Genomic DNA, 26874 nt, shown 5'->3' with positions numbered 1-26874 from the left:
AAGTATTTCACACGCTTGATAGTAAATAGCAGCTTTAAGCCTTAGTTCTATACATCAAACCTTGTTCTATAGATTGAAGCTTAGTTCTAGGCATTAAAGCTCTTATCAAACGTCTTAAGAATCGGCTACTGCGGTACCATTTAGATTAGGTTGTTCACTCATGAATTATATCGGGCGCTTTGCACCATCACCGTCAGGTCCTCTTCATTTTGGCTCACTTGTTGCTGCTCTTGGTAGCTACTTTCAAGCGAAATCTAACCAAGGAAAATGGTTAGTTCGTATGGAAGACCTCGACCCGCCAAGAGAAATGGCCGGCGCTGCAGACCTCATTCTTAAGACGCTTGAGGCTTACCATCTATTTTGGGATGGTGAAGTCGTCTATCAAAGCCAACGTCATGACTTGTATCAAGCTCAAATCGATCAATGGGTTGCTGACAATCAAGCCTACTACTGCCAATGCACCCGCAAGCAGATAAAAGCTTTGGGCGGCTTTTACAATGGTCACTGTCGAGATGTAGGCCTAATCGATTCAGGTGAACAGGCGGTGCGCTTGTGCATGGACTTTCCAGTAGAGTCCTTTGATGATGTTCGCCACGGCACCATTCAAATCCCTAAAGCACTAGCTGTAGAAGATTTTATTATTAAACGTAGAGATGGATTGTTTGCCTATAACTTGGCCGTTGTCCTTGATGACATCGAACAAGGAGTAACGGAAGTCGTAAGAGGCGCAGACCTGATAGAACCAACAGGTCGACAAATCAGTTTGTACAAGACGCTCAAGCAAAAAACAGTGAGCTACTTGCACTTACCATTGGCAACCGATGACTTGGGGAATAAACTGTCAAAACAGAACCATGCCACCGCGATAGATCTAGACAACCCAAAACCAACGTTACTCAACGCGATGCGATTCTTAGGTTTTGATATCCCGACGGCCCTTTATGAGGCTTCAATGGATGAGATTTTATTGTGGGGCTGCCAACAATGGAACGTCAGTCAGTTACCTGATAGTTTACAAAAAGAGCACTGTAATTAGCTCGAAACTCACGGCAAATAGCAAAAACGACACATAAAAATGCCATAACCAACCACTGTGGTTAAGCAGACGATGTTCTCAAATGGCTCGCGCTAAGCTATTATTAGCCGCAATTAAACTCTGCACTACCACTTTGGACTAAGAGAAAAACAAAGTTGGCGATACCTACTTTGTTCTAAACTAATGAATACAAACGACAATACCCCAAGCGAACAACGCGGATTCCACGAATTAGCTCTGAATATTTATACTCGTCAAGAGCACAATATTTCACGCAAGCAGATCAGCGACAACGCACTAAAAGTGCTATATCGCCTGAATGGTGCGGGTTTTGACGCATTTCTAGTCGGTGGTGGTGTGCGCGATATCTTATTAGGCTCTCAGCCAAAAGATTTTGATATTGCGACCAACGCAACGCCAGAGCAAATCAAACACCTCTTCAGAAACTGTCGTCTTATCGGTCGCCGTTTCCGCTTGGCACATATCATGTTTGGTCGCGACATCATTGAAGTGGCAACTTTCCGTGGTCACCACCAAGAACCATCGAAGAACGTTTCTGCACAATCGAAAGAAGGCATGCTACTTCGCGATAACGTGTACGGCAGTGTTGATGAAGATGCAGAGCGTCGTGATTTCACAATCAACGCGATGTACTACAACATTGCAGACTACAGCATCCACGATTACGCGGGTGGTGTAGAAGATTTAGAAGATAAACTGATCCGCCTGATTGGCGATCCAGAAACGCGTTACCGCGAAGACCCAGTGCGTATGCTACGTGCAATGCGCTTCGCCGCTAAACTGGATTTCGACATCGAAGAAGACACGGCTGACCCGATTGAAGAGTTAGCTCACCTTCTAAGAGATATCCCAGCAGCGCGCCTTTACGAAGAGTCTCTGAAATTACTGCAATCAGGTCACGGTTTAGAAACCTACCACCTGATGCGCGAGTACAATCTATTCCAACAGATGTTCCCAGCGGTAGCTGAGCACTTCACCGAAGATTACGACTCTCACACAGAGCAGATGCTTGATTTGGTTCTCGATTCAACCGACCTTCGCATCGAAGATGGTAAGCGAGTAAACCCAGCATTCATGTTCGCAGCGATGCTTTGGTACCCAATGAACAAGCTGGCAGACAAACTTGTCGCTGAACAGGGTATGGCACACTACGATGCGATCATGGAAGCGAGTAACATCATTCTAGATCAGCAAGTAAAGTCTATTGCTATTCCTCGTCGTCACACCGCCACCATTCGCGAAGTTTGGCAACTGCAACTTCGACTGCCTCGCCGTAACGGTAAACGCGCTGTTCGTCTAATGGAGCTCAACAAGTTCCGTGCAGGCTACGATTTCCTAGAAATGCGTGGTGAGATTGAAGGTGGCGAAACCAAAGAGTTAGCAAAATGGTGGGAGCGTTATCAGACTGCGGGTCGCAACATGCGTCAAGCAATGGCTAACGACGTTGCAGCACCATCAAAGTCAGGCCATCGTCGCCGTAAGACTTACCGAAACAAAAAGAGTAAGCAATCCGAATGATAACTGCTTACATTGCGGTCGGCAGCAACCTTGCCGACCCAGTTAGCCAAGCAAATTTGGCTATCGAAACGCTAAAAAGCCTACCGCGATCAACGTTTATTGCGACCTCTCAGCTATATAGTAGCACTCCAATGGGACCGCAAAATCAACCAGACTACATCAACGCGGTAGTCGCTATCCAAACCGAATTAACGCCAATTGAACTGCTTGATTGCACTCAAAAGATCGAACTAGAGCAAGGGCGCGTCCGTAAAGACGAACGTTGGGGACCAAGAACCTTGGATCTCGACATTGTGCTATACGGCAATGAGGTGATCGATTCAGAGCGCTTAATCGTTCCTCATTATGGAATGAAAGAACGAGAGTTTGTACTCTACCCGCTTGCTGAAATCGCACCAAGTTTACAACTCCCTGATGGGACTGAGCTGACAGAACTACTGAAAATAGTAGATAAGAACGGGCTCAATGTTTGGCAACAATAGCCAAGCGCATTAAGGAAAACCAATGAAAAAAGTAACCATTAACGACCTGATCAAATGCAAACGTGAAGGCCGTAAATTTGCGACTTCGACAGCTTATGATGCGAGCTTTGCTCAATTATTCGAAAGCCAAGAAATGCCAGTTCTGCTTGTCGGTGATTCACTGGGTATGGTTTTACAAGGCCATAACGATACATTACCAGTAACCGCTGAAGACATTGCTTACCATACTCGCTCAGTGCGTGCTGGTAGCCCAAATTGTCTTCTTATGGCTGACATGCCTTTCATGAGCTACGCGACGCCAGAACAAGCTTGTGAGAGCGCAGCGACTTTGATGCGTGCTGGTGCGAACATGGTAAAAATCGAAGGCGGAAGCTGGTTGGTTGATACTGTGAAGATGCTAACAGAACGTGCAGTACCAGTATGTGCACACTTAGGCTTGACGCCCCAGTCTGTGAACATTTTTGGTGGTTACAAGATTCAAGGTCGTGACGACGAGCAAGCCGACAAAATGGTTGCTGACGCGTTAGCACTGCAAAACGCAGGCGCTCAAATCGTTCTACTTGAATGTGTGCCAGCTTCATTGGCAAAACGAATTACAGAAGCTTGTGACGTACCGGTTATCGGTATCGGCGCAGGTAATGTTACCGATGGTCAGATCTTGGTTATGCATGACATGTTCGGTATTTCTGCGAACTACATGCCGAAGTTCTCTAAGAACTTCCTAGCAGAAACAGGTGATATGCGTAAGGCAGTAGCTCTATACAAAGAAGAAGTAGAGAGCGCGCGCTTCCCTGATGAAGCTCATACAATCGCTTAGGAGTAAGTATGCAAACTTTTGCTGAAATAGCGGCTCTTCGTGAGCAGATTAAACAGTTTAAGCGTGATGGACGTACGGTTGCTTTTGTACCGACAATGGGAAACCTGCATGAAGGCCACCTGACTCTGGTAAAGAAAGCTCGTGAACTGGCCGACATCGTTGTGGTAAGCATCTTTGTAAACCCAATGCAGTTTGACCGTGCAGACGACCTAAACAACTACCCTCGAACGTTAGAAGCAGATTTAAGCAAACTAACAGGTGAAGGGGTTGAGCTAGTATTTACACCAACGCCAGAGGTGATGTACCCAGATGGATTAGACAAGCAGACGTTTGTTGAGGTCCCTGGCATATCTCACATGCTTGAAGGTGCCTCTCGTCCAGGTCACTTCCGTGGTGTATCAACCATTGTCACTAAACTGTTTAATATCGTTCAGCCAGACTTTGCATGCTTCGGCGAGAAAGACTTTCAGCAACTTGCTGTTATTCGCCAGATGACCACTGATTTAGCATTAGACATTGAAGTTGTCGGCGTTGCGACCGTTCGTGAAATGGATGGTTTGGCAATGAGCTCTCGCAATAGCAACCTAACGATTGACGAGCGCCAACGAGCGCCCGTTTTAGCGCGTACTATGCGCTGGATCAGCAGCGCTATTCGTGGTGGTCGCGATGATTACGCATCAGTGATTGAAGATGCTACTGACCAGCTACGCGCTGCAGATCTTCAACCTGACGAAATCTTCATTTGTGATGCTAAAACTCTGCAAGCGATCACTTCAGAATCAACTCAAGCAGTGATTCTAATGTCGGCTTTCCTAGGTAAGACGCGTCTTATCGATAACCAAGTTCTCGATTTGGTAACGGAAACCAAAGAAGAAGTGAAAGAAGAAACGACTGAATAGTCGGCTTCTGCTCTTAACGCAAAACAAAAAAAGGTCGATGTTATATCGACCTTTTTCTTTATCTGTTACTTAGATGAACCAAAGGTTAGCTACGTAAGCCAATACCCTTTGTCACTAGGTAGTGTGCAATGCCATACAACAGCACGATAAACACACCTAGTACGCCAAACGACGTCACGATCCCCACATCAGACACACCCAAGAAGCCATATCTGAACGCGTTAACCATGTACACGATAGGGTTCAACTTCGATACTCCTTGCCAGAATTCAGGCAATAGACTGATCGAGTAGAACACACCACCAAGGTACGTCAGCGGCGTTAAGATAAAGGTTGGGATAATAGAGATATCATCAAACGTGCGTGCGAATACCGCGTTAATCAAGCCACCCAAAGCGAATACTACCGACGTTAAAAATACCGTCGCAATGATCACGCCCCAATGGTCAACTTGTAAGTCGACAAAGAACAACGACACGAAGGTTACTATGGTACCCACTAACAAGCCACGAACCACACCACCCATTACGAAGCCGGCGATAATCACGTAGTTAGGAACAGGCGCTACAAGCAGCTCTTCAATGTTCTTCTGGAACTTGGCACTAAAGAACGATGAAGCAACGTTGGAATATGAGTTGGTGATCACCGACATCATGATCAGACCGGGAACAATGTATTCCATGTAGCTAAAGCCGTTCATTTCACCAATACGCGCACCAATCAGGTTACCGAAGATGATGAAGTAAAGCGTCATGGTAATCGCTGGCGGCACCAGAGTCTGCACCCAGATACGAGTAAAGCGATTGATCTCTTTGGTCAACAAACTGCAGAAAGCGGTCCAATATAGGCTGTACATATTATTTACTCCCCTCACGGACGATACTCACAAATAGCTCTTCTAGACGGTTTGCTTTGTTACGCATAGAGAGGACTTTAACCTGTTGCTCGCTCAATTGAGCAAAGATGGTATTCAAACCTAGGTTCTTGTCGATTTCGATTTCTAGCGAGCCATTGACCATCACTTGGCTATTCACGCCTTCAAGCTTAGGTTCAGTCGTGCCCTCTTCCAGATCCAGAATAAAGGTCTCAGCACTCAATTTGCCCAACAGCGCTTTCATTGTTGTGTTCTCAATCAGCTCACCGCGATTGATGATACCAATGTTGCGACACAGCATTTCTGCTTCTTCTAGGTAGTGCGTGGTCAAGATAATGGTAATGCCCTGCTTCTCATTGATCTCTTTTAGGAATTCCCACATTGAACGACGTAGTTCAATATCAACACCTGCTGTAGGTTCATCAAGGATCAACAAATGAGGTTCATGCATCAATGCACGCGCGATCATCAAACGACGCTTCATACCACCAGACAAGTTACGCGCGCGTTCGCCACGCTTTTCCCACAGATCGAGTTGAGATAGGTACTTTTTCGCTCGCTCTTTCGCTAATGCTTTTGGCACGCCGTAATAACCCGCTTGTTGCAGCACGATCTGTTCAACGGTTTCAAACGGGTTAAAGTTAAACTCTTGAGGCACAAGGCCTAAGTTCTGCTTCGCCAATTCCAGATCGGTATCAATGTCGTAGCCGAACACTTTAACCTTGCCTGACGTTTTATTTACCAGTGAAGAGATAACACCAATGGTGGTTGATTTACCCGCACCATTGGGACCAAGTAGTGCGTAAAAGTCGCCTTTTTCTACTTGTAAACTAACGCCCTTAAGAGCCTCGAAGCCCCCAGCATAAGTTTTTCTTAATTGCTCAATTTCTAATGCATACATAGAGATAGATTGCCATTTGCTATAGATAAGATGTAGACGACCGAGCTTGAGGAAGAGAGTAATGCTTAAAACGAGCTAGCAGAAAACTAACCCAAACTTGTTAACTCGGCCATTTTGCAAACAAGTTTATCGTTGATTGACGATTAATACAAATATCGTGTGAGAGTTTCTTTCGAAAACAAATAAGCGTCTTGGCTAGGTGAAGACTAAATCAACGTTCAATAAATATAAAAATGCCGCTAAGTGATTCACTTAACGGCATTAATGATCAGTCTTGAAGTGAGCGTCTATGGCTTATTCATATCAGGTCATTCATATCAGCTTATTACTGAAAAATTAAACTGACTCAAATTGATGCTCATCTCTGTCGACATAGCTTGTTGCTGCCGTCAGGGCTTCATATCTGAATCGATAAGTGTTGGATTCAGGTACTAGGTCAATCACGTGGAACTTCTCTAGTTGTTGACGAGTATTCTCATTAGGACACAGCAGATACACCTCACACTGCGCATCCAATGCATCTTTAATCGCATTCTCTAGCGCTAGGCCAACAGTGACATCAATCATAGGTACATCTGTCAGGTCTAGAATCATCGCTTCATAGTCAGAGATACTTGAGTGCTGACGTGAAATCGCCTTTGAAACGCTGAATATCATCGGCCCTGATAGGTAGAAGAATAGCACCTTACCATTGGCACTATCGAGTAACTGACGTTCGCTATCAGTCAATGGGATATCGTCTTCATCATCACCATCACTGATCGCCTTAACTTGTCTGGCTTGCTCTCGGCTCAATCTTTCAATAATCAGAATATTCGAGATAAACACACCCAGTCCAACGGCAATAATCAAGTCAACAAACACAGTCAATAGCATCACGCCGTACATCACGCCCATGCCGGCATAGCTAACCTTGTGCGCGCGCTGGATAAAGCTCCAATCTAGGATATTGAAACCAACATACATCGCGATACCAGCCAGCACTGCCATAGGAATCGGTTCTGTTAAACCACCTGCAACCAATACCACGAGCGCAAGTACTAAAGCTCGAATAACACCTGAAAGCGGAGAACGCGCTCCCACCTGAATATTGGTTACAGTCCCCATAGTAGCACCCGCGCCAGGTAGTGCACCAAACAGGCCAGAGATCATATTGGCAATGCCTTGACCACGAAGCTCTTTGTCTGAGTCATGCTCTTTACGAGTCAATGAATCTCCGATAACCGCGGTCAAAAGCGTATCAATACAACCTAATGTACCAAGCACCAAGGCATCGATAACCATAGTAGTAAACTGTTCAGCGCTGATCGTAGGGATAACGAGGGAAGGTAAACCAGCTGGGATTTCACCAATACGGCGAATAGAGTCGGTATCAAAAATAATGACGGACAAGAGCGTTACAGCCACTAACGCGACCAGTTGAGCAGGCACATACTTACGATACTTAGCGGGGAAGCCAAAAAGAATACCGAGTGTCAGAGCACCTAGAAATAGCTCACTCACTTTTAAGTTTGCTAGCGTATCAGGTAAAGCAGAGAGCGTGCCCATTACACCACCGGATGGAGCGGCATGCCCTAACAATGGAGACAGCTGCAAGATAATCAGAATAACGCCAATGCCCGACATGAATCCGGAGATCACGCTATATGGCATCAAAGTGACGTATTTTCCTAGCTTTAACGTACCAAGTAATATCTGGAATGCACCGGCCATCATCACGACAGTAAAGGTCATTGCCATTCCGGTTTCAGGATATTTAGCAACCATACTCGTCATTACGGCAGTCATGATCACCGTCATCGGGCCGGTAGGTTCAGAAATCAAACTACTCGAACCGCCAAACAATGCTGCAAATAGGCCAACCATAATGGCGCCCCACAAGCCAGCTTCAGCTCCCGCGCCAGAAGCAACACCAAATGCCAATGCTAAAGGTAACGAGATGATGGCTGTAGTTACACCGCCAAACATATCCCCTTTGAGATTGATATCCGTAAAACGACTTCCAAACAAAACACACCTTCCTGATGATGAAATGACAAACCTTATCACTTTAGCAAATGTATCAAGTGTTCAGAAAGTGTTAATTCAATCACATTATTCATGTCTTATAACCGGATTATTGATAGTGGGCTAAGTTTATGATTTTCCGTACTAGAACACGTCAGATGAGTACATTTTGACGCAGTTTTTACGAGATTGAATTTGTAACATTGTGTATAGTTAAGCATCTTAATTGAGGGATGTAAGAAGCAAGATGCCAGAAATAAAACAGCTTTTTGAGAACAATTCCAAATGGTCTGAAGAAATTCGCTCTGAAAGACCTGAGTATTTTACAACGCTTGAAGAGGGTCAAAGCCCTGGTTTTCTATGGATAGGTTGTTCAGATAGCCGAGTTCCAGCCGAGCGCCTGACTGGCTTATATTCTGGAGAACTGTTTGTTCACCGAAACGTGGCCAACCAAGTGGTTCATACAGACCTAAACTGTCTATCTGTTGTTCAGTACGCAGTAGATGTGCTTAAAGTGAAACACATTATTGTCTGTGGTCACTACGGTTGTGGCGGTGTTAACGCGGCGATTGATAACCCTAAACTTGGTCTTATCAACAACTGGTTACTGCACATCCGTGACAATTACCTAAAATACCGCAAGCAAATCGAGGGGCTTCCTCGTGAGCAATGGGGTGACAAGTTATGCGAAATTAACGTCGCAGAACAGGTTTATAACCTAGGTAACTCAACCATTATGCAAAATGCGTGGGAGCGTGGCCAAGACGTTGAAATCCATGGTGTGGTTTATGGTATTGGCGATGGCAAGCTACAGGACCTTGGCGTACGTTGCTCAAGTAACGATACTTTAGAGAACAGTCACTTAGATGCATTAAACAAGATCTTAACGACGCCTCTTCTTAGTCAACAAAGCTAACCCATTCCGTCATATATACAAAAAGCCCGCATCAAGCGGGCTTTTTAATGACTTCTAAACCACAAGCGTAATGATTACTCTTGAGGTACTACCTTACCGATGTACGGTAGGTGACGATATTTTTGTGCGTAGTCGATACCAACACCAACAACAAACTCGTCTGGGATCTCAAAACCAATCCATTTTGTATCGACAGTCACTTCACGGCGAGAAGGCTTGTCTAATAGCGTACAAATTTCGATAGACTTAGGACCACGTAGGCTCAGAATCTCTTTTACTTTAGTCAGCGTGTTACCTGTATCGATAATATCCTCTACAAGTAGAACGTCTTTACCTTGGATATCATCATCAAGATCTTTCAAAATACGAACATCACGTGAGCTTTCCATGCCGTTGCCGTAGCTAGACGCGGTCATGAAATCAACTTGGTGAGTTAAATCGATAGCACGAGCAAGATCTGCCATAAAGACAAAAGATCCACGCAATAAGCCAACTAAAACTAGATCTTCACTACCGTTGTAGTGTTCCGTGATCTGTTTGCCTAGTTCGTTCACTCGATCCTGAACTTCTTGCTCAGAGATCATGACTTCAACTGTATGCTTCATACTGCTCTCATTCTATTTGGTGATTGCGACGAATGTTGACAGTTTCGTCAGTTGTGTCGCTCAATTTTGTGCGTAAGTCTAGCACTGCTCAAATACCCACACCACCTTATGGTTCGAATTTACTGTCAGATTCTCCACGAAATGTGCGCTGGTGCCTTATCCAATACTCGTCTCCTTTCACATCAATGCTGATCACGCTTTATGTATCAAGTTTGATGTAACTGTCTATAAAACAAGCTGAAAGGATTGACCATTCGCATATGCACCATTACACTCATCTTGGCTTAAATAATAATAAAATCATTAATATAAAAATTTCGTTGGCAAGGAAAATAAAATGGACTCAATATCTAAGAGACCTAGAACTAGGCTTTCACCTTTAAAAAGAAAACTTCAATTGATGGAAATCGCTCTTGAGGTATTCTCTCGCCGCGGCATCGGTCGTGGTGGACACGCTGATATTGCAGACATCGCTCAGGTGTCTGTCGCAACGGTATTTAACTACTTCCCAACCCGTGAAGATCTGGTTGATGAAGTACTAAATCACGTTGTACGCCAATTCTCTAACTTCCTTTCAGACAATATCGATCTGGATATTCACGCAAAACAAAACCTACATAATATTGCGACTGAAATGGTGACGTTAGTGGCTCAAGATAGCCATTGGTTAAACGTGTGGTTCGAATGGAGCGCTTCGACTCGTGATGAAGTATGGCCGCTATTCGTAACAACTAACCGCACTAACCAAATGTTAGTACAAAACATGTTTAGCAAAGCGATTGAACGCGGCGAAGTCTGTGACGATCACGACCCTAAACATCTAGCGAATCTATTCCACGGCATTTGCTACTCGCTATTCATCCAAGCGAAACGTGTAGAAACGCCAGAAGAGCTTTCAAGCTTAACGGATAGCTACTTGAACATGCTGTGCATTTATAAGTAGATTTGAAATTCGGTCTTCGAAAAAAACTTAGGGATTGGCGTATTGCGTCAATCCTTTTTTGTTACCGATAGAGGGCTATTGGTTTAAAAAGATTCCCTACTCCCTCCTTCGTCAGTCTAGGGAATGACGCACATAGTGATCTGCAACTCTCTCACATTCAAAAATAACCCAATCACAAAGTTCAACACCTCACTCCGTCATCCTCAAGAACGAGGGACGAACGAGTTGGGATCTCTTACAGGCATGACGACTATCTGTTCTTCAGATATAAAAAAACCGCTGACGAATCAGCGGCTTTTATAATCTAGATATACTCAAAATAATTGGAGTTGCAGCTAGGCGACCCTTTCTTTGTTAAGTGACTGAAGTTCAGCCCTATGAGCATAGATTTACTATGTGATTAGGGTGAACTTACGCAGTTAACAACGCTGCGGCTTCAAGTATGAAGAGTATTTACTTTTTCTTTTTCACTGCTTTCTTATTTGGAAGGTCAGTGATTGAACCTTCGAATACTTCCGCAGCTAGACCAACAGACTCGTGTAGAGTTGGGTGAGCGTGGATAGTAAGAGCGATATCTTCTGCATCACAACCCATTTCGATTGCTAGGCCGATTTCGCCAAGAAGTTCACCACCGTTAGTACCAACAACAGCACCACCGATTACGCGATGAGTATCTTTATCGAAGATCATCTTAGTCACGCCGTCTGCACAGTCAGAAGCGATTGCACGACCAGAAGCAGCCCAAGGGAAAGTAGCAACTTCGTAATTGATGCCTTCAGCTTTCGCTTCTTTCTCAGTCTTACCTACCCAAGCAACTTCTGGCTCAGTGTACGCAATTGATGGGATTACTTTAGGGTCGAAGTAGTGCTTCTTACCAGAGATAACTTCAGCAGCTACGTGACCTTCATGCACACCTTTGTGAGCAAGCATTGGTTGACCAACAACATCACCGATCGCGTGGATGTGAGGAACGTTAGTACGCATTTGCTTATCAACATTGATGAAACCACGCTCATCAACTTCGATACCCGCTTTTTCAGCGTCGATAAGTGCACCGTTTGGAACACGACCGATAGCAACAAGAACAGCATCGTAGCGTTCAGCTTCAGCTGGTGCTTTTTTGCCTTCCATTGAAACGTAGATACCGTCTTCTTTTGCTTCAACAGCAGTCACTTTAGTTTCAAGCATTAGCTTGAACTTGTTCTTAATGCGCTTAGTGAAAACTTTAACGATGTCTTTATCCGCAGCAGGGATAACTTGATCGAACATCTCTACAACTTCAACTTTAGAACCTAGAGAGTGGTAAACCGTACCCATCTCAAGACCGATGATACCGCCGCCCATGATAAGCAGTTTTTCAGGTACTTCGTTTAGTTCTAGTGCATCCGTAGAATCCCAAATACGTGGGTCTTCATGTGGGATGAAAGGAAGTTTGATTGGGCGAGAACCCGCAGCAATGATTGCGTTGTCGAAGTTAACAGTTGTTGCTTCGCCTTCGCCTTCAACAAGAATGCTGTTAGGACCAGTGAACTTACCGAAACCGTTAACAACAGTAACGTTACGCATCTTAGCCATACCGCCAAGACCACCAGTTAGTTGATCAACTACTTTTTCTTTCCAGATACGGATCTTGTTGATGTCCGTTTGTGGCTCGCCGAATACAACGCCGTGCTCTGCCATCGCTTTAGCTTCTTCGATTACTTTAGAAACGTGAAGAAGTGCTTTTGATGGAATACAACCAACGTTTAGACATACACCACCAAGAGTGCTGTAACGTTCAACTAGTACTGTTTCTAGACCTAAATCCGCACAACGGAATGCCGCTGAGTAACCAGCAGGACCTGAACCAAGTACAACAACTTGGGCTTTAATTTCTTTGCTCATTGTGACCTCTTGTAGTCATTATCCCTAACAGGCTGAGTAGATGTTCTTAAAATTATTGGGCTTTCAAACAGGAAACATTTTACAGAGATGTTAACAGTGTGAAAGTAGCTTTAAGTTAGCCTGTGAGCTAGACAACAATTCCCCATCAGATTATGAGAAATGCAGGAAACTGTTGTCTAAAAATAGTCTTTATATAAAGAATTAAGGTGACCCGAAAGTCACCTTAATAATTACTTTCTCAATTACAGTACTAGACGACGAATGTCAGATAGTGCGCTGTTTAGGAAAGTAATGAAGCGTGCACCTTCAGCACCATCGATCACACGGTGGTCGTATGATAGAGACAGTGGAAGCTGTAGACGTGGTTGGAACTCTTTACCATTCCAAACTGGCTTAATTTCAGACTTAGATACACCTAGGATACCTACTTCTGGAGCATTTACGATTGGAGTAAATGCAGTGCCGCCAATACCACCAAGGCTAGAGATTGTGAAACAACCGCCTTGCATGTCTGCCGCTGTTAGCTTACCAGAACGTGCTTTCTTAGAAACAGCCATTAGCTCTTCAGATAGCTCGTAAATGCCTTTCTTGTTCACGTCTTTGAAGACAGGAACAACTAGACCGTTTGGTGTATCAACAGCGATACCCACGTTTACGTACTTCTTAAGAATGATGCTTTCGCCATCTTCAGAAAGAGAAGAGTTAAACGCTGGGAATGCTTCTAGCGCTTTAGCAACAGCTTTCATGATGAACACAAGTGGAGTGATCTTCATGCCAGTGTCTTTCTTCGCTTCGATTGCGTTCTGTTCTTTACGGAATGCTTCTAGCTCAGTGATGTCTGCGTTGTCCCATTGTGTAACGTGAGGGATCATTACCCAGTTACGGTGCAGGTTAGCGCCAGAGATCTTCTTAATCTTAGAAAGCTTCTGAACTTCAGTTTCGCCGAACTTGCTGAAGTCAACTTTTGGCCATGGTAGTAGACCAAGAGCAGAACCGTCGCCGCCTTTGCCAGATGCAGCTGCACCAGACTCAAGACGCTTAAGTGCATCTTTAACGTAAGACTGAACGTCTTCTTTAAGGATACGGCTCTTACGACCAGTACCTTTAACCTTAGAAAGGTTAACGCCAAATTCACGAGCTAGACGACGAACTACTGGAGAAGCGTGCGCGTAGTCACCGTTCTCTTGGAAGTCGCCAGCTGCTGCTGCTGCAGGTGCTTCTGCTTTAGGAGCAGGTGCCGCCGCTGGAGCTGCTGCTTGTGCAGGTGCTGCAACAGGAGCAGGAGCTGCGCCTTCAACCGGAGTGCCGGCCACGACGAAAGTCATGATTAGAGAGCCAGTTGACACTTTGTCGCCAGCTGCAATCTTAATCTCTTTTACTGTACCAGCGAATGGTGCAGGAACTTCCATTGAAGCTTTGTCGCCTTCAACAGTAATTAGAGATTGCTCTTCTTCTACTGTATCGCCAACCGCTACCATGATTTCAGTAACTTCTACTTCGTCACCACCGATATCAGGAACGTTTACTTCTTTTTCAGCTGATGCTGCTGGAGCCGCTGCAACTGGTGCAGCCGCTGGAGCAGGAGCTGCTGCAACTGGAGCGCCAGAGCCCGCTACTTCACCTGTTTCTACAGAGAAAATCATTACTAGAGAACCAGTCGATACTGAGTCACCAGAAGCGATCTTGATTTCTTTAACGATACCAGCGAATGGTGCAGGAACTTCCATTGAAGCCTTGTCACCTTCAACAGTTAGAAGAGATTGCTCTTCTTCTACTGAATCACCGATAGCAACCATGATTTCAGTAACTTCTACTTCGTCGCCACCGATATCTGGAACGTGAACTTCTTTAAGCTCAGCTGCCGCTGCAGGAGCAGCTGCAACTGGTGCCGCCGCTTCAACTGCTGGAGCAGCCGGTGCTGCTGCAACACCTTCCGCAGGAGAGCCTGCCTCTTCAAAGATCATGATAAGAGAACCAGTAGAAACAGAATCGCCTTCCGCTACTTTGATTTCTTTAACGATACCCGCTTGAGACGCAGGAACTTCCATTGAAGCTTTGTCGCCTTCAACAGTGATCAGTGACTGCTCTTCTTCAACCTTGTCGCCAACGTTTACAAGAATCTCAGTTACTTCAACCTCGTCAGCACCGATGTCTGGTACATTAATTTCGATTGTCATTGTATTTACCTACCTTAATGCCAGTCTTATGCGTATTGCGGGTTAGTTTTTTCAGTGTCGATATCGAATTTAGCAATTGCTTCAACAACTACAGATTTCTCGATGTCACCACGTTTAGCCAGTTCAGTTAGAGCTGCAACTACGATGTAGCCAGCGTTCACTTCGAAGTGACGACGTAGGTTTGCACGGCTGTCAGAGCGGCCGAAACCATCTGTACCAAGTACTTTGTAAGACTCAGTTGGCATGTACGCACGTACTTGCTCAGCGTAGTTCTTCATGTAGTCAGTCACTGCGATTGCAGGTTCTTTACCAAGAACAGTCGTGATGTACGGTACTTTCTCTTCAGCTTCTGGGTGAAGCATGTTGTCACGCTCTACCGCTTGGCCGTCACGAGTTAGTTCGTTGAACGACGTTACAGAGAATACGTCAGATGCTACGCCGTACTCTTCGCTTAGAATTTCAGCCGCTTTACGCGCTTCGTTCATGATAGTACCAGAGCTCATTAGTTGAACTTTGCCCTTAGCACCAGCGTGAGATTCAAGCTTGTAGATACCTTTACGGATGCCTTCTTCTGCGCCTTCTGGCATTGCTGGCATTGCGTAGTTCTCGTTCATTACTGTTAGGTAGTAGTAAACGTTCTCTTGCTCAGGACCGTACATGCGACGGATACCGTCTTGCATGATTACCGCTAGCTCGTAAGCAAACGTTGGGTCGTAAGAGATACAGTTCGGGATAGTGTTCGCTTGGATGTGCGAGTGACCATCTTCGTGCTGTAGACCTTCACCGTTCAGTGTTGTACGACCTGCAGTAGCACCTAGTAGGAAGCCACGAGCTTGTTGGTCGCCTGCTAGCCATGCCATGTCACCAATACGTTGGAAACCGAACATTGAGTAGTAGATGTAGAACGGGATCATCGGTAGATCGTTTGTGCTGTATGAAGTTGCAGCAGCAACCCATGAAGCCATAGAACCTAGTTCGTTGATACCTTCTTGAAGAACTTGACCAGACGTTGCTTCTTTGTAGTAAGAAACGATGCCTTTATCTTCAGGTGTGTATTCTTGACCGTGTGGGTTGTAGATACCAACCTGACGGAATAGACCTTCCATACCGAATGTACGAGCTTCATCACAGATGATAGGAACGATGTTCTTACCAATGTTCTTATCTTTAAGAAGGATGTTTAGCGTACGTACATAAGCCATAGTTGTAGAGATATCACGCTTCTGTTCACCTAGTAGAGGTGCGAATGCGTCTAGCTCAGGAACCTTGAACTCTTGAGTAAACTTAGGAAGACGTGCAGGTGTGTAACCGTGTAGAGCGTTACGACGAGCGTGCATGTATTCGTACTCAGGCGTACCTTCTTCCAATTTCAGGTAAGGAAGTTCAGCGATCTTCTCATCTGAAAGGATGTCTTCTAGGCCTAGGCGATCACGTAGGTGTTGAACATGAGTCATGTCCATTTTCTTAACACCGTGTGCAATGTTCTTACCTTCAGCTGCATCACCCATGCCGTAACCTTTAACAGTCTTAGCTAGGATTACAGTTGGCTTACCGTTTGTCTCTTTAGCATTGTTGAATGCAGCAAACAGTTTAGAAGAATCGTGACCACCACGCTTAAGAGCGAAGATTTCGTCATCAGTCATGTCTGCAACTAGTGCAGCTGTTTCTGGGTACTTACCAAAGAAGTGCTCACGTACGTATGCGCCATCTTTAGATTTGAATGTTTGGTAGTCACCATCGATAGTTTCGTTCATTAGTTGAAGAAGCTTACCAGTAGTGTCTTTAGCTAGTAGAGAATCCCAGTTACTACCCCAGATAACTTTAACAACGTTCCAACCTGCACCTTTGAATAGGCCTTCAAGTTCTTGGATGATGCTACCGTTACCCATTACAGGGCCGTCTAGACGCTGTAGGTTACAGTTGATTAGGAAACATAGGTTGTCTAGCTTCTCACGCGCAGCGAAAGAGATAGCACCACGTGATTCTGGCTCATCCATCTCACCGTCACCTAGGAACGCGTATACGCGTTGCGCTGAAGTTTCTTTCAGGCCACGGCCGTCAAGGTACTTAAGGAAGCGCGCTTGGTAGATAGCAGAGATAGGGCCAAGACCCATAGATACTGTCGGGAACTGCCAGAACTCAGGCATCAGTTTCGGGTGCGGGTAAGAAGGGATACCTTTACCATCAACTTCTTGACGGAAGTTATCTAGCTGTTCTTCAGTTAGACGACCTTCAACGAATGCACGAGAGTAGATACCTGGAGAGATGTGACCTTGGTAGTAAACTAGATCGCCACCGTCTGTCTCGTTTGGAGCACGGAAGAAGTGGTTGAAACATACTTCGTAGAACGCTGCTGCTGACTGGTAAGAAGCCATGTGACCACCAAGGTCTAGGTCTTTCTTAGAAGCACGCAATACGATCATGATTGCGTTCCAGCGAATAATCGAACGAATACGACGCTCAAGAGTTACGTCACCAGGGTAAGCTGGCTCTTGTGCTGCTGGAATTGTGTTGATGTAGTTTGTGTTGATGCCTGTAGCCATATCAACACCATCTAAACGTGCTTTATCTAGAACTTGTTCTAGTAAAAACTGTGCACGTTCTACACCTTCTTCACGTACTACTGACTCAAGAGCTTCTAACCAATCTTGAGTTTCCAGAGCATCAACGTCATGCTTCATGTCAGACATGGCGATCTATCCTTTTTGTTAGTTGGATTCTACTAAACACGTAAAAAGCCGAAGTATTACGGCTATTTACCCTGTTGAATTCGACGTAGAGAACGTTCGCGGCGCGACTCTTCCTTCGTCAAATCCAGCAATGTTTCTTCGATGTAAGCTAAATGAGAGTGTGACATTTCACGCGCCTTCTCAGGCTGGCCAGAAACGATCGCATCTACGATATTAGCTCGATGTATACTCACTTTCTCCACAACGTCTTTACGACGATGCAACAGCTTTAAATTTTCTAAGACGTTTTGTTCGAGTAACGGAGCCAAGCTACGAACAATGTGCAATAACACCACATTGTGCGCTGCCTCTGTTAAAGCAATAAGAAAAGCCATCACCGCTGCAGATTCGGCTTCAATATCACCCTTTTCTTGCGCGCCGTGAATTTTTTCTTGGCAGGCTTGAATACGAGCAAAGTCTTCATCGGTTCCACGCAATGCCGCGAAGTAAGCCGAAATCCCTTCCATCGCATGACGCGATTCCAACAAGTCTAGTTGGGTTTCAGAATGGGACGACAACAAATTAAGCAAAGGATCTGAAAAGCTTTTCCAGATATTTTCGCTAACAAACGTACCTCCACCTTGACGGCGAGTAAGCAAGCGTTTTGCTTCTAAACGTTGTATCGCTTCTCGGATCGAAGGACGAGACACATCGAACTGTTTCGCCAGTTCGCGCTCAGGCGGCAGCTGCTGCCCTGGAGCCAGTGTTCCTTCCACTATCAACCTTTCTAACTCTTGTTCGATAACATCGGAGAGTTTTGGCTGACGAATCCTTTGATAAGCCATAGTTTGTTGTTCTTCTTTTTCTTCGCTGACAATTGGTAATACCAATTTTAAGTTGGGCAGAAATTAACATAATTAAAACGCCACTGTCCAGCCTAAAATTGACCTGCATCATAGAATACAGCGTGAATTAACCATGATTTAACAAATGAAATTTAAAACAGCAACCAAATTGGTCTTACCATTTACAGGGGTAATACTTTTGGGGAGTGTTCGTGCTAGAAAGTTTCAGGATAAAAATGAATTGTTTCAGAAAGATTAGTGTCACTCGTTTAAAAATCGAACCAAGCGCACATTTAGGGTGGAAATTCTGTTCATAAGTTTTAATAAATGAGTGTTTGATAAGTTCGTCACACTCTCAATTTATTGATGCGCTTCTCTCCACCACTTTCTTTACATCGCAACAACAAAAATTCACAAGTCATTATGCCAGGCGTTGACTATTCAACGCCCACCAGCGGTAAGCCCATCGTCAAAAACTGAGGCTTAAGCTTTGAGATTTTTTTTAAACTTCTGCCAATCAAACACCAAGCCAGGGTCAGTTTTACGCAAAGGCGCTATATATTGATGGCCAGTGATACGCTCACTGGTGATTTGAGGAAACGTCGATACGAGCGTTTCTGTTAATTGGCTAAGCGCTTGATACTGCTGCTCGCTATAAGCTACAAAGTCACTACCTTCCAGTTCAATACCAATCGAATAGTCATTGCACCTTTCACGCCCTGCAAAGCTCGACTGGCCAGCATGCCAAGCTCGGTCAAGAAACGAAACGAACTGCACCACTTCCCCATCGCGACGAATCAAACAGTGCGCTGATACGCCCATTTGGTGAATCACCTTAAAAAATGGATGTTCCTTCGGGTCGAGTTTGCCCGTAAAAAACTGTTCGATGTAAGGCCCACCAAATTGACCCGGAGGTAAACTAATGTTGTGAACCACCAGCAGAGAGATATCGTCGGCACTCGGTCGAGCATCAAAATACGGGGAAGGAACATGCCGAGCGTTGTCGTACCATCCGTTAGAGCTGATCGTCATCTTGGTCTCACTTTCGTTTCTGCTAGCACAATAAGATGTGACCTTGCCCATAGAGCAGTCGCGCTAGCCTCTTTAATTTGAAGTTAAGCAAGAGTATCATTCCATTCCCACTCCCTTTCAAGATTAGATTTGCGATGAAAAACACACATAACAGCCACCAACGCCTTGACTACTTAAAAGAGCAACTGCCTCTAGAGATCACTCGTGCAGTCGCTGAGACCATCAAAGAAGATCTAGGTGGAACGTTAGATCCAGCGGCTGATATTACGGCAAGTCTAATCCCTGCAGACGCAGTCAACAGTGCAACCATCATTACCCGTGAGCACGGCGTATTCTGTGGTAAAGCTTGGGCTGATGAAGTGTTTAAGCAACTGGGCGGTGAAGTGACTATCGAGTGGAACGTAGAAGATGGCGACAAGGTTGAACCAAACCAAACGCTTTGCACGCTAACTGGCCCAGCACGCGCGCTATTAACGGGTGAGCGTAACGCAATGAACTTCATTCAAACGCTATCTGGCTGTGCGACTACTACAGCTATCTACGCAGACAAAATCAAACACACCGAATGCCGCTTGTTAGATACACGTAAAACGATTCCTGGCCTACGCAGCGCACTGAAATACGCGGTGGCTTGTGGTGGTGGCTTCAACCACCGTATCGGTGTTTTCGATGCGTACCTAATCAAAGAAAATCACATCATCGCATGTGGTGGTATTGAGAAAGCTATCTCTACAGCAAAAGAGCTAAACCCAGGTAAACCAGTAGAAGTGGAAACCGAAAGCCTAGAAGAGCTAGAGCAAGCGATCAGCGCTGGCGCAGACATCATCATGCTAGACAACTTCACTACCGACATGATGCGTGAAGCCGTTAAAATCAACGCTGGACGTGCAGCACTAGAGAACTCTGGCAACGTGACGTTAGATACGATCGCAGAATTTGCTGAAACAGGCGTTGATTACATCTCGGTAGGTGCATTAACTAAGCACCTAAAAGCAATGGATCTATCAATGAGATTCAAAGCGTAATTGACTGAATAGTAAATAGTTTCTATAAAGGTACTGTTGATGACAGTGCCTTTTTTATTGCCTTAATTATCAGTATTTCAGGCAGTTATTTAAGTTGATCGCATAAATTTGCGCGCTATATGAAACACCACACCAATAAATACAAAACCACTCGCGACCACACCTGAACACCATTCCACTTCTACATTTCGACTTCTATTCTTTCCATCAACCAGTGCTTGCGCTGAAACAAACTAAACAATGGAATAGAACAATGAATAACAAAAACAAAAGAACAAGTCAGAAAGGCTTTACGTTAATTGAATTGATGATTGTGGTGGCGGTGATCGGGGTTCTTTCAGCTATTGCCGTACCTCAATATCAAAACTACGTAAAAAAAAGTGCACTTGGGACTGCATTAGCTTCGGTTACAGCCTATAAAACGATCATTGAAGACAATATAGCCTTTGAGAATCAATTCCCTACGATTTCAGCTGCATTTGGTATAGGAACGATCAGTGCTACATCTGGAGCAGTTAATACAACACAAACTGTCGTAGCAGAAATAAAAGAAGGTTCAGGAACAGGCACTAAAGTTCAACTGTCCAGAGATAGTGATGGGCTTTGGACTTGTGGGCATAGCCAAAGTGATATCAAATTAACTGGTTGTGAATACGATAGTAACATCTAGACATGCTAACCAACCTCCCAACCGTTCTGCGTCAGGCTGATTTACTTAGCCTGACTCAAGAACAAGCCGTGGCGGAACATGTACAAGCTTCGGGTGTTTCTACACCTGAAGCTTTACTCGTTCTAGATTTCTTCACTGGCGACTCTTTAGCAAACAACATAAAAACCATTTTCGGGTTACCGTTAGTACAACTAACCAATACTGACTACGAAACCTTGTGTGACCAATTAGGACTTCGTGAGCTGATCACCAAGTATCGTGCTATCCCAATTTCAGTCTCTAACTCGACTCTCACACTCGCCTCAGCCGACCCGACCGATTTACAAGCGGAAGATGATTTCCGATTCGCGACTGGATTGCAGATAGAATTCGTTGTCGCTAACTACTCTGAGTTAGAAGGTGCAATACGAAAGCTATATGGCCGCTCCATTTCCGGACAAGATTCTAAACGCAAAGAGATCACTCAAGATGAACTCGCCAACCTGGTTGAAGTCTCTGACGATGAGATGACTTCAATTGAAGATCTCAGCCAAGACGACTCTCCGGTTAGCCGCTTTATCAATCAGATATTGGTTGATGCGGTGCGTAAGGGTGCATCAGATATCCACTTCGAACCTTACGAAGAGCACTATCGTGTACGGCTACGTTGTGATGGCATCCTTGTCGATATTCAGCAACCCGCCTCTCATTTAAGTCGCCGGTTATCTGCTCGCTTGAAGATTCTCGCCAAGCTTGATATTGCCGAGCGTCGCTTACCCCAAGATGGACGCATTAAGCTCCGTTTGAATGATGAACTCGCGATTGATATGCGCGTATCAACGCTGCCGACTTTGTGGGGGGAAAAGATCGTTCTTCGACTGCTTGATAGCAGCGCGGCCAATCTAGATATCGATAAGTTAGGTTACAGCGAAGATCAAAAAGCACTCTACCTCAATGCCCTGAAACGCCCACAAGGGATGATCTTAATGACAGGCCCAACCGGCAGCGGAAAAACCGTCTCCCTATATACTGGCCTTCGAGTGCTCAACACAACTGAACGCAATATCTCGACAGCTGAAGACCCAGTGGAGATTAACCTGTGTGGTATCAATCAAGTACAAGTAACACCTAAGATCGGCTTTGGTTTTGCTGAAGCACTGCGATCATTTTTACGACAAGACCCTGATGTTGTGATGGTTGGAGAGATCCGCGACTTGGAAACCGCAGAGATCGCGATCAAAGCATCGCAAACCGGTCACTTAGTGCTTTCGACACTGCACACTAATTCCGCCGCAGAAACCGTCACCCGACTCGCACATATGGGTATAGAACCCTTTAACCTCGCTTCATCATTGAGTTTGATTATCGCCCAACGACTGGCAAGACGATTATGCAACCACTGCAAAGAAAATGACGACTCGCCAGACATATTCCTGCGTCACTCCATTCCTAACAGCCAAACCATCTACAAAGCGAGTCCTAAAGGTTGCAATGAGTGTAACCAGGGTTATTCGGGGCGAGTGGGTATCTATGAAGTGATGCCATTTAGCGATCAACTGAAAAGCAGCCTGATCGACAAACCGAACGCGTTGACCATTGAAAACTTGGCTCGCCGAGAAGGCATGAGAACTCTGCAAGAGTCGGGGCTAGATAAATTGCTTGAAGGCACCACCAGCTATCAAGAGCTGCAACGTGTTCTGTACATATAAACCAATGGAGCACCAATGAGTAGCAAGTCCAAACAATCACAATTAAAAAGCTATCACTGGAAAGGCATTAACAGCTCAGGCAAGAAAGTGTCTGGGCAAACGTTAGCGCTCACCGAATTAGAAGTACGAGAAAAGCTCAAAGAACAGCATATTCAGATTAAGAAAATCAAAAAGAAAAGTATTTCAGCCGTCACTCGTTTAACCCATAGAGTAAAAGCCAAAGACATCACTATTTTGACTCGGCAGCTTGCTACCATGCTGGCCACTGGTGTGCCTATCGTACAAGCCATCAAGTTGGTGTCGGACAATCACCGCAAAGCTGAAATGAAATCGATTCTATCGCATATCTGCAAAGGTGTAGAAGCCGGAACGCCAATCTCAAAAGCAATGCGAACCGCAAGCCGTCACTTTGATGACCTATACACTGATTTGGTCGCCACAGGCGAGCTCTCCGGTAACCTAGCACAAGTGTTCGAACGTTTGGCGACCTATAGAGAAAAGAGCGAGCAGTTAAAGTCCAAAGTCGTCAAAGCACTCATCTACCCCGCGATGGTGGTCACCGTTGCACTGACCGTTTCTTATTTAATGCTGACCATGGTGATTCCAGAGTTTGAGTCGATGTTTTCAGGCTTTGGCGCCGATCTCCCTTGGTTTACTCAGCAGGTACTCTATCTGTCACATTGGATGCAGGCTTACAGTTTTTATACGGCTGTAGGCATCGGGCTTGTTTTCCTGATTATTTACCAACTGTGTCAGCGTTCCCACTCGATCAGACTGTCTGTTAGTCGGCTAGGATTACGCTTTCCTGTTCTCGGCGGCGTATTAGCCAAAGCCTCCATTGCCAAATTCAGCCGAACCTTATCGACCAGCTTTAGTTCTGGCATTCCGATTTTAATGAGCCTCAAGACCACAGCCAAAACCGCAGGCAACCTACATTATGAATCAGCAATCATTGAGGTTCACCGAGAAACCGCAGCAGGCATGCCGATGTATATCGCGATGCGCAATACCAATGCCTTCCCTGAAATGGTGTTGCAGATGGTGATGATTGGTGAAGAGTCGGGCAACCTTGATGATATGCTCAATAAAGTCGCTTCCATTTACGAGTTTGAAGTAGACAACACAGTCGACAATTTAGGCAAAATTTTAGAACCATTGATCATCGTATTTTTGGGAACGGTTGTTGGCGGGCTTGTGGTTGCGATGTACTTACCGATCTTTAATCTTATGAGTGTGTTAGGATAGCCAAAAGCAACTTAACACCCATGAGTAGCAAACTTCTGCTCATATAGATCAAGTGGTAAAGGACACTATGGAAGTATTTCACTACTATCCTTGGCTATTCCCCGTATTAGCTTTCATTTTTAGCCTTCTTATCGGCAGCTTCCTCAATGTAGTCATACACCGCTTACCGATTATGATGGAGCGAGAGTGGCAACAAGAGTGCTCGGAGTATTTCTCTCAATATAAAATCCCAGCACCTGAAGGGAAATTTAACCTAAGCATTCCACGTTCGACTTGCCCGAAATGTGAAACCCAATTAAGAATCATCGACAATATCCCAGTATTGAGCTGGTTGTTCTTAAAGGGCAAATGTCACAGTTGTGCGAATCCAATCAGCGCTCGCTACCCTTTGGTCGAACTGCTTACCGCAATACTTTGCACTATGGTTGCTAGCCACTTTGGTTTCAGTTACTACGCCATTGCTTCGATTTTTTTCACCTTCGCACTGATTACCGCGACCTTTATCGATCTCGATACCATGTTGTTACCTGATCAAATCACCTTGCCTTTGGTATGGTCCGGTATCGCTTTAGCACTATTTAATATCAGCCCTGTATCGCTGCAAGATTCTGTGATTGGCGCAATGGCTGGCTACCTAGCTCTGTGGTCGGTGTATTGGTTGTTCAAACTGCTCACTGGTAAAGAAGGCATGGGGTACGGTGACTTTAAACTCCTGTCGGCCCTTGGTGCATGGCTTGGTTGGCAGCACCTACCGATGATCATCCTTTTATCTTCGCTGGTTGGCCTTGTGTTTGGTTTGATTCAACTTCGCCTGAAACAGCAAGGCATCGATAAAGCCTTCCCATTTGGTCCTTACCTCGCGATAGCTGGTTGGGTAAGCCTATTGTGGGGCAATGACATCATGGGTTGGTATTTCACTTCTGTGCTAGGGATTTAATCATGGCAATCATTATCGGATTAAGTGGTGGTATCGCCAGTGGCAAAACCACGGTAGCCAACCTATTCAATCAGCATTTCAATATTGATATTGTCGATGCTGATATCGTGGCACGCGAAGTAGTGGCATTGGGCAGCGAAGGCCTAAAACAGATCGCCGCTCATTTTGGCGAAGACATATTGCTTGAAGATGGCATGCTAAACCGAGCTAAACTGCGCGAAGTAATCTTCTCTGATCCCACCGAAAAACAATGGCTCAATGATCTTCTTCATCCCATGATCCGCGACAAAATTGACAGTGACCTGTCTAAAGTCACATCCCCTTATGCTTTATTAGTCGCACCGCTATTGGTTGAAAACCAAATGCAAGGCATGGCCGATCGCGTTTTAATCGTTGATGTGCCTACAGAAGTGCAAATAGAACGCACAATGAGTCGTGACAATGTTTCGAAGGAACAGGTTGCCGCAATTTTAAAATCACAAGCTTCAAGAGAACAGCGCTTAGCGGTTGCAGATGACGTGATTAAAAACCATACTAAAAACCAAGAACTTTTGCCTCAAATCACAGATTTACATCAAAAGTATCTGGCAATCAGTACAGTAGATGGGTCAGAATAGAACTATGTTGAATGAAGGTTTGCTCGATGATCACCCATAAATTTGAACATCCTCTAAATGAGAAAACACGCATCTACTTAAGAGTCGAATCACTCTTGAGGCAGCTACACTTGTCTTCTACATTTTCCGATGCTCAACAGTATCAACTCTTTTTCCGTTCCATCTTTGATCTGATTGAAATCTTCGAACAGATCCAACTCAAGAGCGAACTCGCAAAAGATATTGAGAAGCAACGTGTAACCTACAAAAGTTGGTTGGATGTTGAAGGTGTCGATCAAGAGATGCTGACATCACTACTTAATGACATTGGTAACATCTATCGTGATCTGATGCAGGCAGAGCGTTTTGGCCAGTCACTTAAAGAAGACCGCTTCCTAAGTGCAATTCGCCAACGCTTTAATCTTCCAGGTGGTTCATGCTGCTTTGATCTGCCCGCACTGCATTATTGGCTGCACCTTCCTCTCGATAAGAGAATGCGAGATGCCAAAGCTTGGATGGATAGCCTACAGCCTCTGTATGAAGCGCTAACACTTTGGTTGAAGCTCACCAGAGAGACGGGTCACTTCAAAGAGCAAATCGCTCGTGCTGGCTTCTTCCAGAGCGATGCCGATGAAGCGAATATCCTTCGTCTTTCTATTCCGATGCAATACGGTGCCTACCCGATGATCTCCGGTCACAAGAACCGCTTTGCTGTTAAGTTCATGAGCTTTGAAACTGGGCAAGCCTGTACTCAAGACATTGAATTTGAATTGGCTATCTGCACCTAATTAATTTTCTTTTTTTAGTTTGGCTTGAGTCTTCACTCGAGCCTAAACTCACTATTATTACACCTTCAAGTTAAGAATCACTATGTCGAAGAAAATCACCATCGTTAAATGCCCTCAATGTAATGCTGACGTTGAATGGGGCGAACAAAGCCCGCACCGCCCGTTTTGCAGCAAGCAATGTCAGATGATTGATTTCGGTGAATGGGCAGACGAAGAGAACAGCATCGCTGGCGCACCAGATATGTCAGATAGCGATGGTTGGTCGGAAGATCCGTACTAAGCGAGTAGCGAGTAGCGAG

General features: G+C 45.0%; 24 protein-coding genes. 15 read left to right on the top strand and 9 right to left on the bottom strand.

What is annotated here, in order from left to right:
- Nucleotides 1–160: 160 nt before the first annotated feature.
- From gluQRS to panC, 5 genes are all read left to right on the top strand, one after another.
- Nucleotides 161–1036 carry a tRNA glutamyl-Q(34) synthetase GluQRS gene (gene gluQRS / locus AB4371_RS01225; RefSeq protein WP_372148684.1) on the top strand — a complete coding sequence of 292 codons (876 nt, stop codon included), beginning with the start codon at nucleotides 161–163 and terminating at the stop codon, nucleotides 1034–1036.
- 183 nt (nucleotides 1037–1219) lie between these two features.
- Entirely contained in the window at nucleotides 1220–2575 is a 1356-nt protein-coding gene (pcnB, locus tag AB4371_RS01220; RefSeq protein ID WP_017059432.1) for a polynucleotide adenylyltransferase PcnB, read from the top strand.
- A complete protein-coding gene (folK, locus tag AB4371_RS01215; protein WP_004735459.1) occupies nucleotides 2572–3057 on the top strand; it encodes a 2-amino-4-hydroxy-6-hydroxymethyldihydropteridine diphosphokinase in 486 nt (161 codons plus the stop codon). The genes pcnB and folK overlap by 4 nt, the downstream gene beginning before the upstream one ends.
- Before the next feature lie 22 nt (nucleotides 3058–3079).
- A complete protein-coding gene (panB, locus tag AB4371_RS01210; protein ID WP_372148681.1) occupies nucleotides 3080–3874 on the top strand; it encodes a 3-methyl-2-oxobutanoate hydroxymethyltransferase in 795 nt (264 codons plus the stop codon).
- Nucleotides 3875–3882: 8 nt separating this feature from the next.
- Nucleotides 3883–4773 carry a pantoate--beta-alanine ligase gene (gene panC / locus AB4371_RS01205; protein ID WP_017059434.1) on the top strand — a complete coding sequence of 297 codons (891 nt, stop codon included), beginning with the start codon at nucleotides 3883–3885 and terminating at the stop codon, nucleotides 4771–4773.
- A gap of 85 nt (nucleotides 4774–4858) precedes the next feature.
- Here the strand turns inward: panC and AB4371_RS01200 are convergent, their stop codons facing one another.
- The 3 genes from AB4371_RS01200 to AB4371_RS01190 form a co-directional block, all read right to left on the bottom strand.
- The gene (locus AB4371_RS01200; RefSeq protein WP_010435987.1) at nucleotides 4859–5629 is read right to left on the bottom strand and encodes an ABC transporter permease; all 771 of its coding nucleotides are present in this window, start codon (nucleotides 5627–5629) and stop codon (nucleotides 4859–4861) included.
- A 1-nt stretch (nucleotide 5630) separates the two neighbouring features.
- Complete coding sequence (locus tag AB4371_RS01195; RefSeq protein WP_017059435.1) at nucleotides 5631–6548, bottom strand: ABC transporter ATP-binding protein; 918 nt, start codon at nucleotides 6546–6548, stop codon at nucleotides 5631–5633.
- A 336-nt stretch (nucleotides 6549–6884) separates the two neighbouring features.
- Nucleotides 6885–8516 carry a SulP family inorganic anion transporter gene (locus tag AB4371_RS01190; protein WP_017063247.1) on the bottom strand — a complete coding sequence of 544 codons (1632 nt, stop codon included), beginning with the start codon at nucleotides 8514–8516 and terminating at the stop codon, nucleotides 6885–6887.
- Between the two features lie 286 nt (nucleotides 8517–8802).
- Between AB4371_RS01190 and can the strand changes: the two genes are divergently transcribed.
- A complete protein-coding gene (can, locus tag AB4371_RS01185; RefSeq protein ID WP_017063246.1) occupies nucleotides 8803–9471 on the top strand; it encodes a carbonate dehydratase in 669 nt (222 codons plus the stop codon).
- Between the two features lie 74 nt (nucleotides 9472–9545).
- Here the strand turns inward: can and hpt are convergent, their stop codons facing one another.
- Nucleotides 9546–10076 (bottom strand): hypoxanthine phosphoribosyltransferase, encoded by a 531-nt coding sequence (gene hpt / locus AB4371_RS01180; RefSeq protein WP_017059438.1) that lies wholly within the window; start codon nucleotides 10074–10076, stop codon nucleotides 9546–9548.
- 337 nt (nucleotides 10077–10413) lie between these two features.
- On the opposite strand from hpt, the gene AB4371_RS01175 reads away from it, so the two are divergent.
- Nucleotides 10414–11019, top strand: a complete 606-nt coding sequence (locus AB4371_RS01175; RefSeq protein WP_019824386.1) for a LuxR/HapR/OpaR family quorum-sensing transcriptional regulator — start codon at nucleotides 10414–10416, stop codon at nucleotides 11017–11019.
- Between the two features lie 453 nt (nucleotides 11020–11472).
- Here the strand turns inward: AB4371_RS01175 and lpdA are convergent, their stop codons facing one another.
- The 5 genes from lpdA to ampD form a co-directional block, all read right to left on the bottom strand.
- On the bottom strand, nucleotides 11473–12903 hold the full coding sequence (gene lpdA / locus AB4371_RS01170) for a dihydrolipoyl dehydrogenase (RefSeq protein ID WP_017059440.1): 1431 nt from the start codon (nucleotides 12901–12903) through the stop codon (nucleotides 11473–11475).
- A gap of 242 nt (nucleotides 12904–13145) precedes the next feature.
- Nucleotides 13146–15080 (bottom strand): pyruvate dehydrogenase complex dihydrolipoyllysine-residue acetyltransferase, encoded by a 1935-nt coding sequence (aceF, locus tag AB4371_RS01165; RefSeq protein WP_372148678.1) that lies wholly within the window; start codon nucleotides 15078–15080, stop codon nucleotides 13146–13148.
- 26 nt (nucleotides 15081–15106) lie between these two features.
- Nucleotides 15107–17770: a pyruvate dehydrogenase (acetyl-transferring), homodimeric type gene (aceE, locus tag AB4371_RS01160; protein ID WP_017059442.1), complete on the bottom strand. Its 2664-nt coding sequence runs from the start codon at nucleotides 17768–17770 to the stop codon at nucleotides 15107–15109.
- 62 nt (nucleotides 17771–17832) lie between these two features.
- The gene (pdhR, locus tag AB4371_RS01155) at nucleotides 17833–18594 is read right to left on the bottom strand and encodes a pyruvate dehydrogenase complex transcriptional repressor PdhR (protein ID WP_008222726.1); all 762 of its coding nucleotides are present in this window, start codon (nucleotides 18592–18594) and stop codon (nucleotides 17833–17835) included.
- Nucleotides 18595–19077: 483 nt separating this feature from the next.
- Nucleotides 19078–19677, bottom strand: a complete 600-nt coding sequence (gene ampD, locus AB4371_RS01150; protein WP_372148675.1) for a 1,6-anhydro-N-acetylmuramyl-L-alanine amidase AmpD — start codon at nucleotides 19675–19677, stop codon at nucleotides 19078–19080.
- Between the two features lie 83 nt (nucleotides 19678–19760).
- Here ampD and nadC point away from each other — a divergent pair, with 83 nt between their 5' ends.
- From nadC to yacG, 8 genes are all read left to right on the top strand, one after another.
- Nucleotides 19761–20651, top strand: a complete 891-nt coding sequence (nadC, locus tag AB4371_RS01145; RefSeq protein WP_372111946.1) for a carboxylating nicotinate-nucleotide diphosphorylase — start codon at nucleotides 19761–19763, stop codon at nucleotides 20649–20651.
- Nucleotides 20652–20904: 253 nt separating this feature from the next.
- Nucleotides 20905–21321 (top strand): prepilin-type N-terminal cleavage/methylation domain-containing protein, encoded by a 417-nt coding sequence (locus tag AB4371_RS01140; RefSeq protein WP_372148672.1) that lies wholly within the window; start codon nucleotides 20905–20907, stop codon nucleotides 21319–21321.
- Nucleotides 21322–21323: 2 nt separating this feature from the next.
- Entirely contained in the window at nucleotides 21324–23009 is a 1686-nt protein-coding gene (pilB, locus tag AB4371_RS01135) for a type IV-A pilus assembly ATPase PilB (protein WP_372148670.1), read from the top strand.
- A gap of 15 nt (nucleotides 23010–23024) precedes the next feature.
- The gene (locus AB4371_RS01130) at nucleotides 23025–24254 is read left to right on the top strand and encodes a type II secretion system F family protein (protein ID WP_017071015.1); all 1230 of its coding nucleotides are present in this window, start codon (nucleotides 23025–23027) and stop codon (nucleotides 24252–24254) included.
- 67 nt (nucleotides 24255–24321) lie between these two features.
- Nucleotides 24322–25191: an A24 family peptidase gene (locus tag AB4371_RS01125; protein WP_136981618.1), complete on the top strand. Its 870-nt coding sequence runs from the start codon at nucleotides 24322–24324 to the stop codon at nucleotides 25189–25191.
- Between the two features lie 2 nt (nucleotides 25192–25193).
- Nucleotides 25194–25808, top strand: a complete 615-nt coding sequence (gene coaE, locus AB4371_RS01120) for a dephospho-CoA kinase (RefSeq protein ID WP_372098718.1) — start codon at nucleotides 25194–25196, stop codon at nucleotides 25806–25808.
- A gap of 26 nt (nucleotides 25809–25834) precedes the next feature.
- The gene (zapD, locus tag AB4371_RS01115; protein WP_017063237.1) at nucleotides 25835–26575 is read left to right on the top strand and encodes a cell division protein ZapD; all 741 of its coding nucleotides are present in this window, start codon (nucleotides 25835–25837) and stop codon (nucleotides 26573–26575) included.
- Between the two features lie 82 nt (nucleotides 26576–26657).
- Nucleotides 26658–26855 (top strand): DNA gyrase inhibitor YacG, encoded by a 198-nt coding sequence (gene yacG / locus AB4371_RS01110; RefSeq protein ID WP_010435916.1) that lies wholly within the window; start codon nucleotides 26658–26660, stop codon nucleotides 26853–26855.
- Nucleotides 26856–26874 lie beyond the last annotated feature (19 nt).

The sequence above is a fragment of the Vibrio sp. 10N.261.51.A3 genome (assembly GCF_041471965.1).
In the GTDB taxonomy this organism is placed as follows: domain Bacteria; phylum Pseudomonadota; class Gammaproteobacteria; order Enterobacterales; family Vibrionaceae; genus Vibrio; species Vibrio crassostreae_C.
Note: the sequence above shows the minus strand (reverse complement) of the source record. Positions and strands in the feature narration are given on the sequence as shown.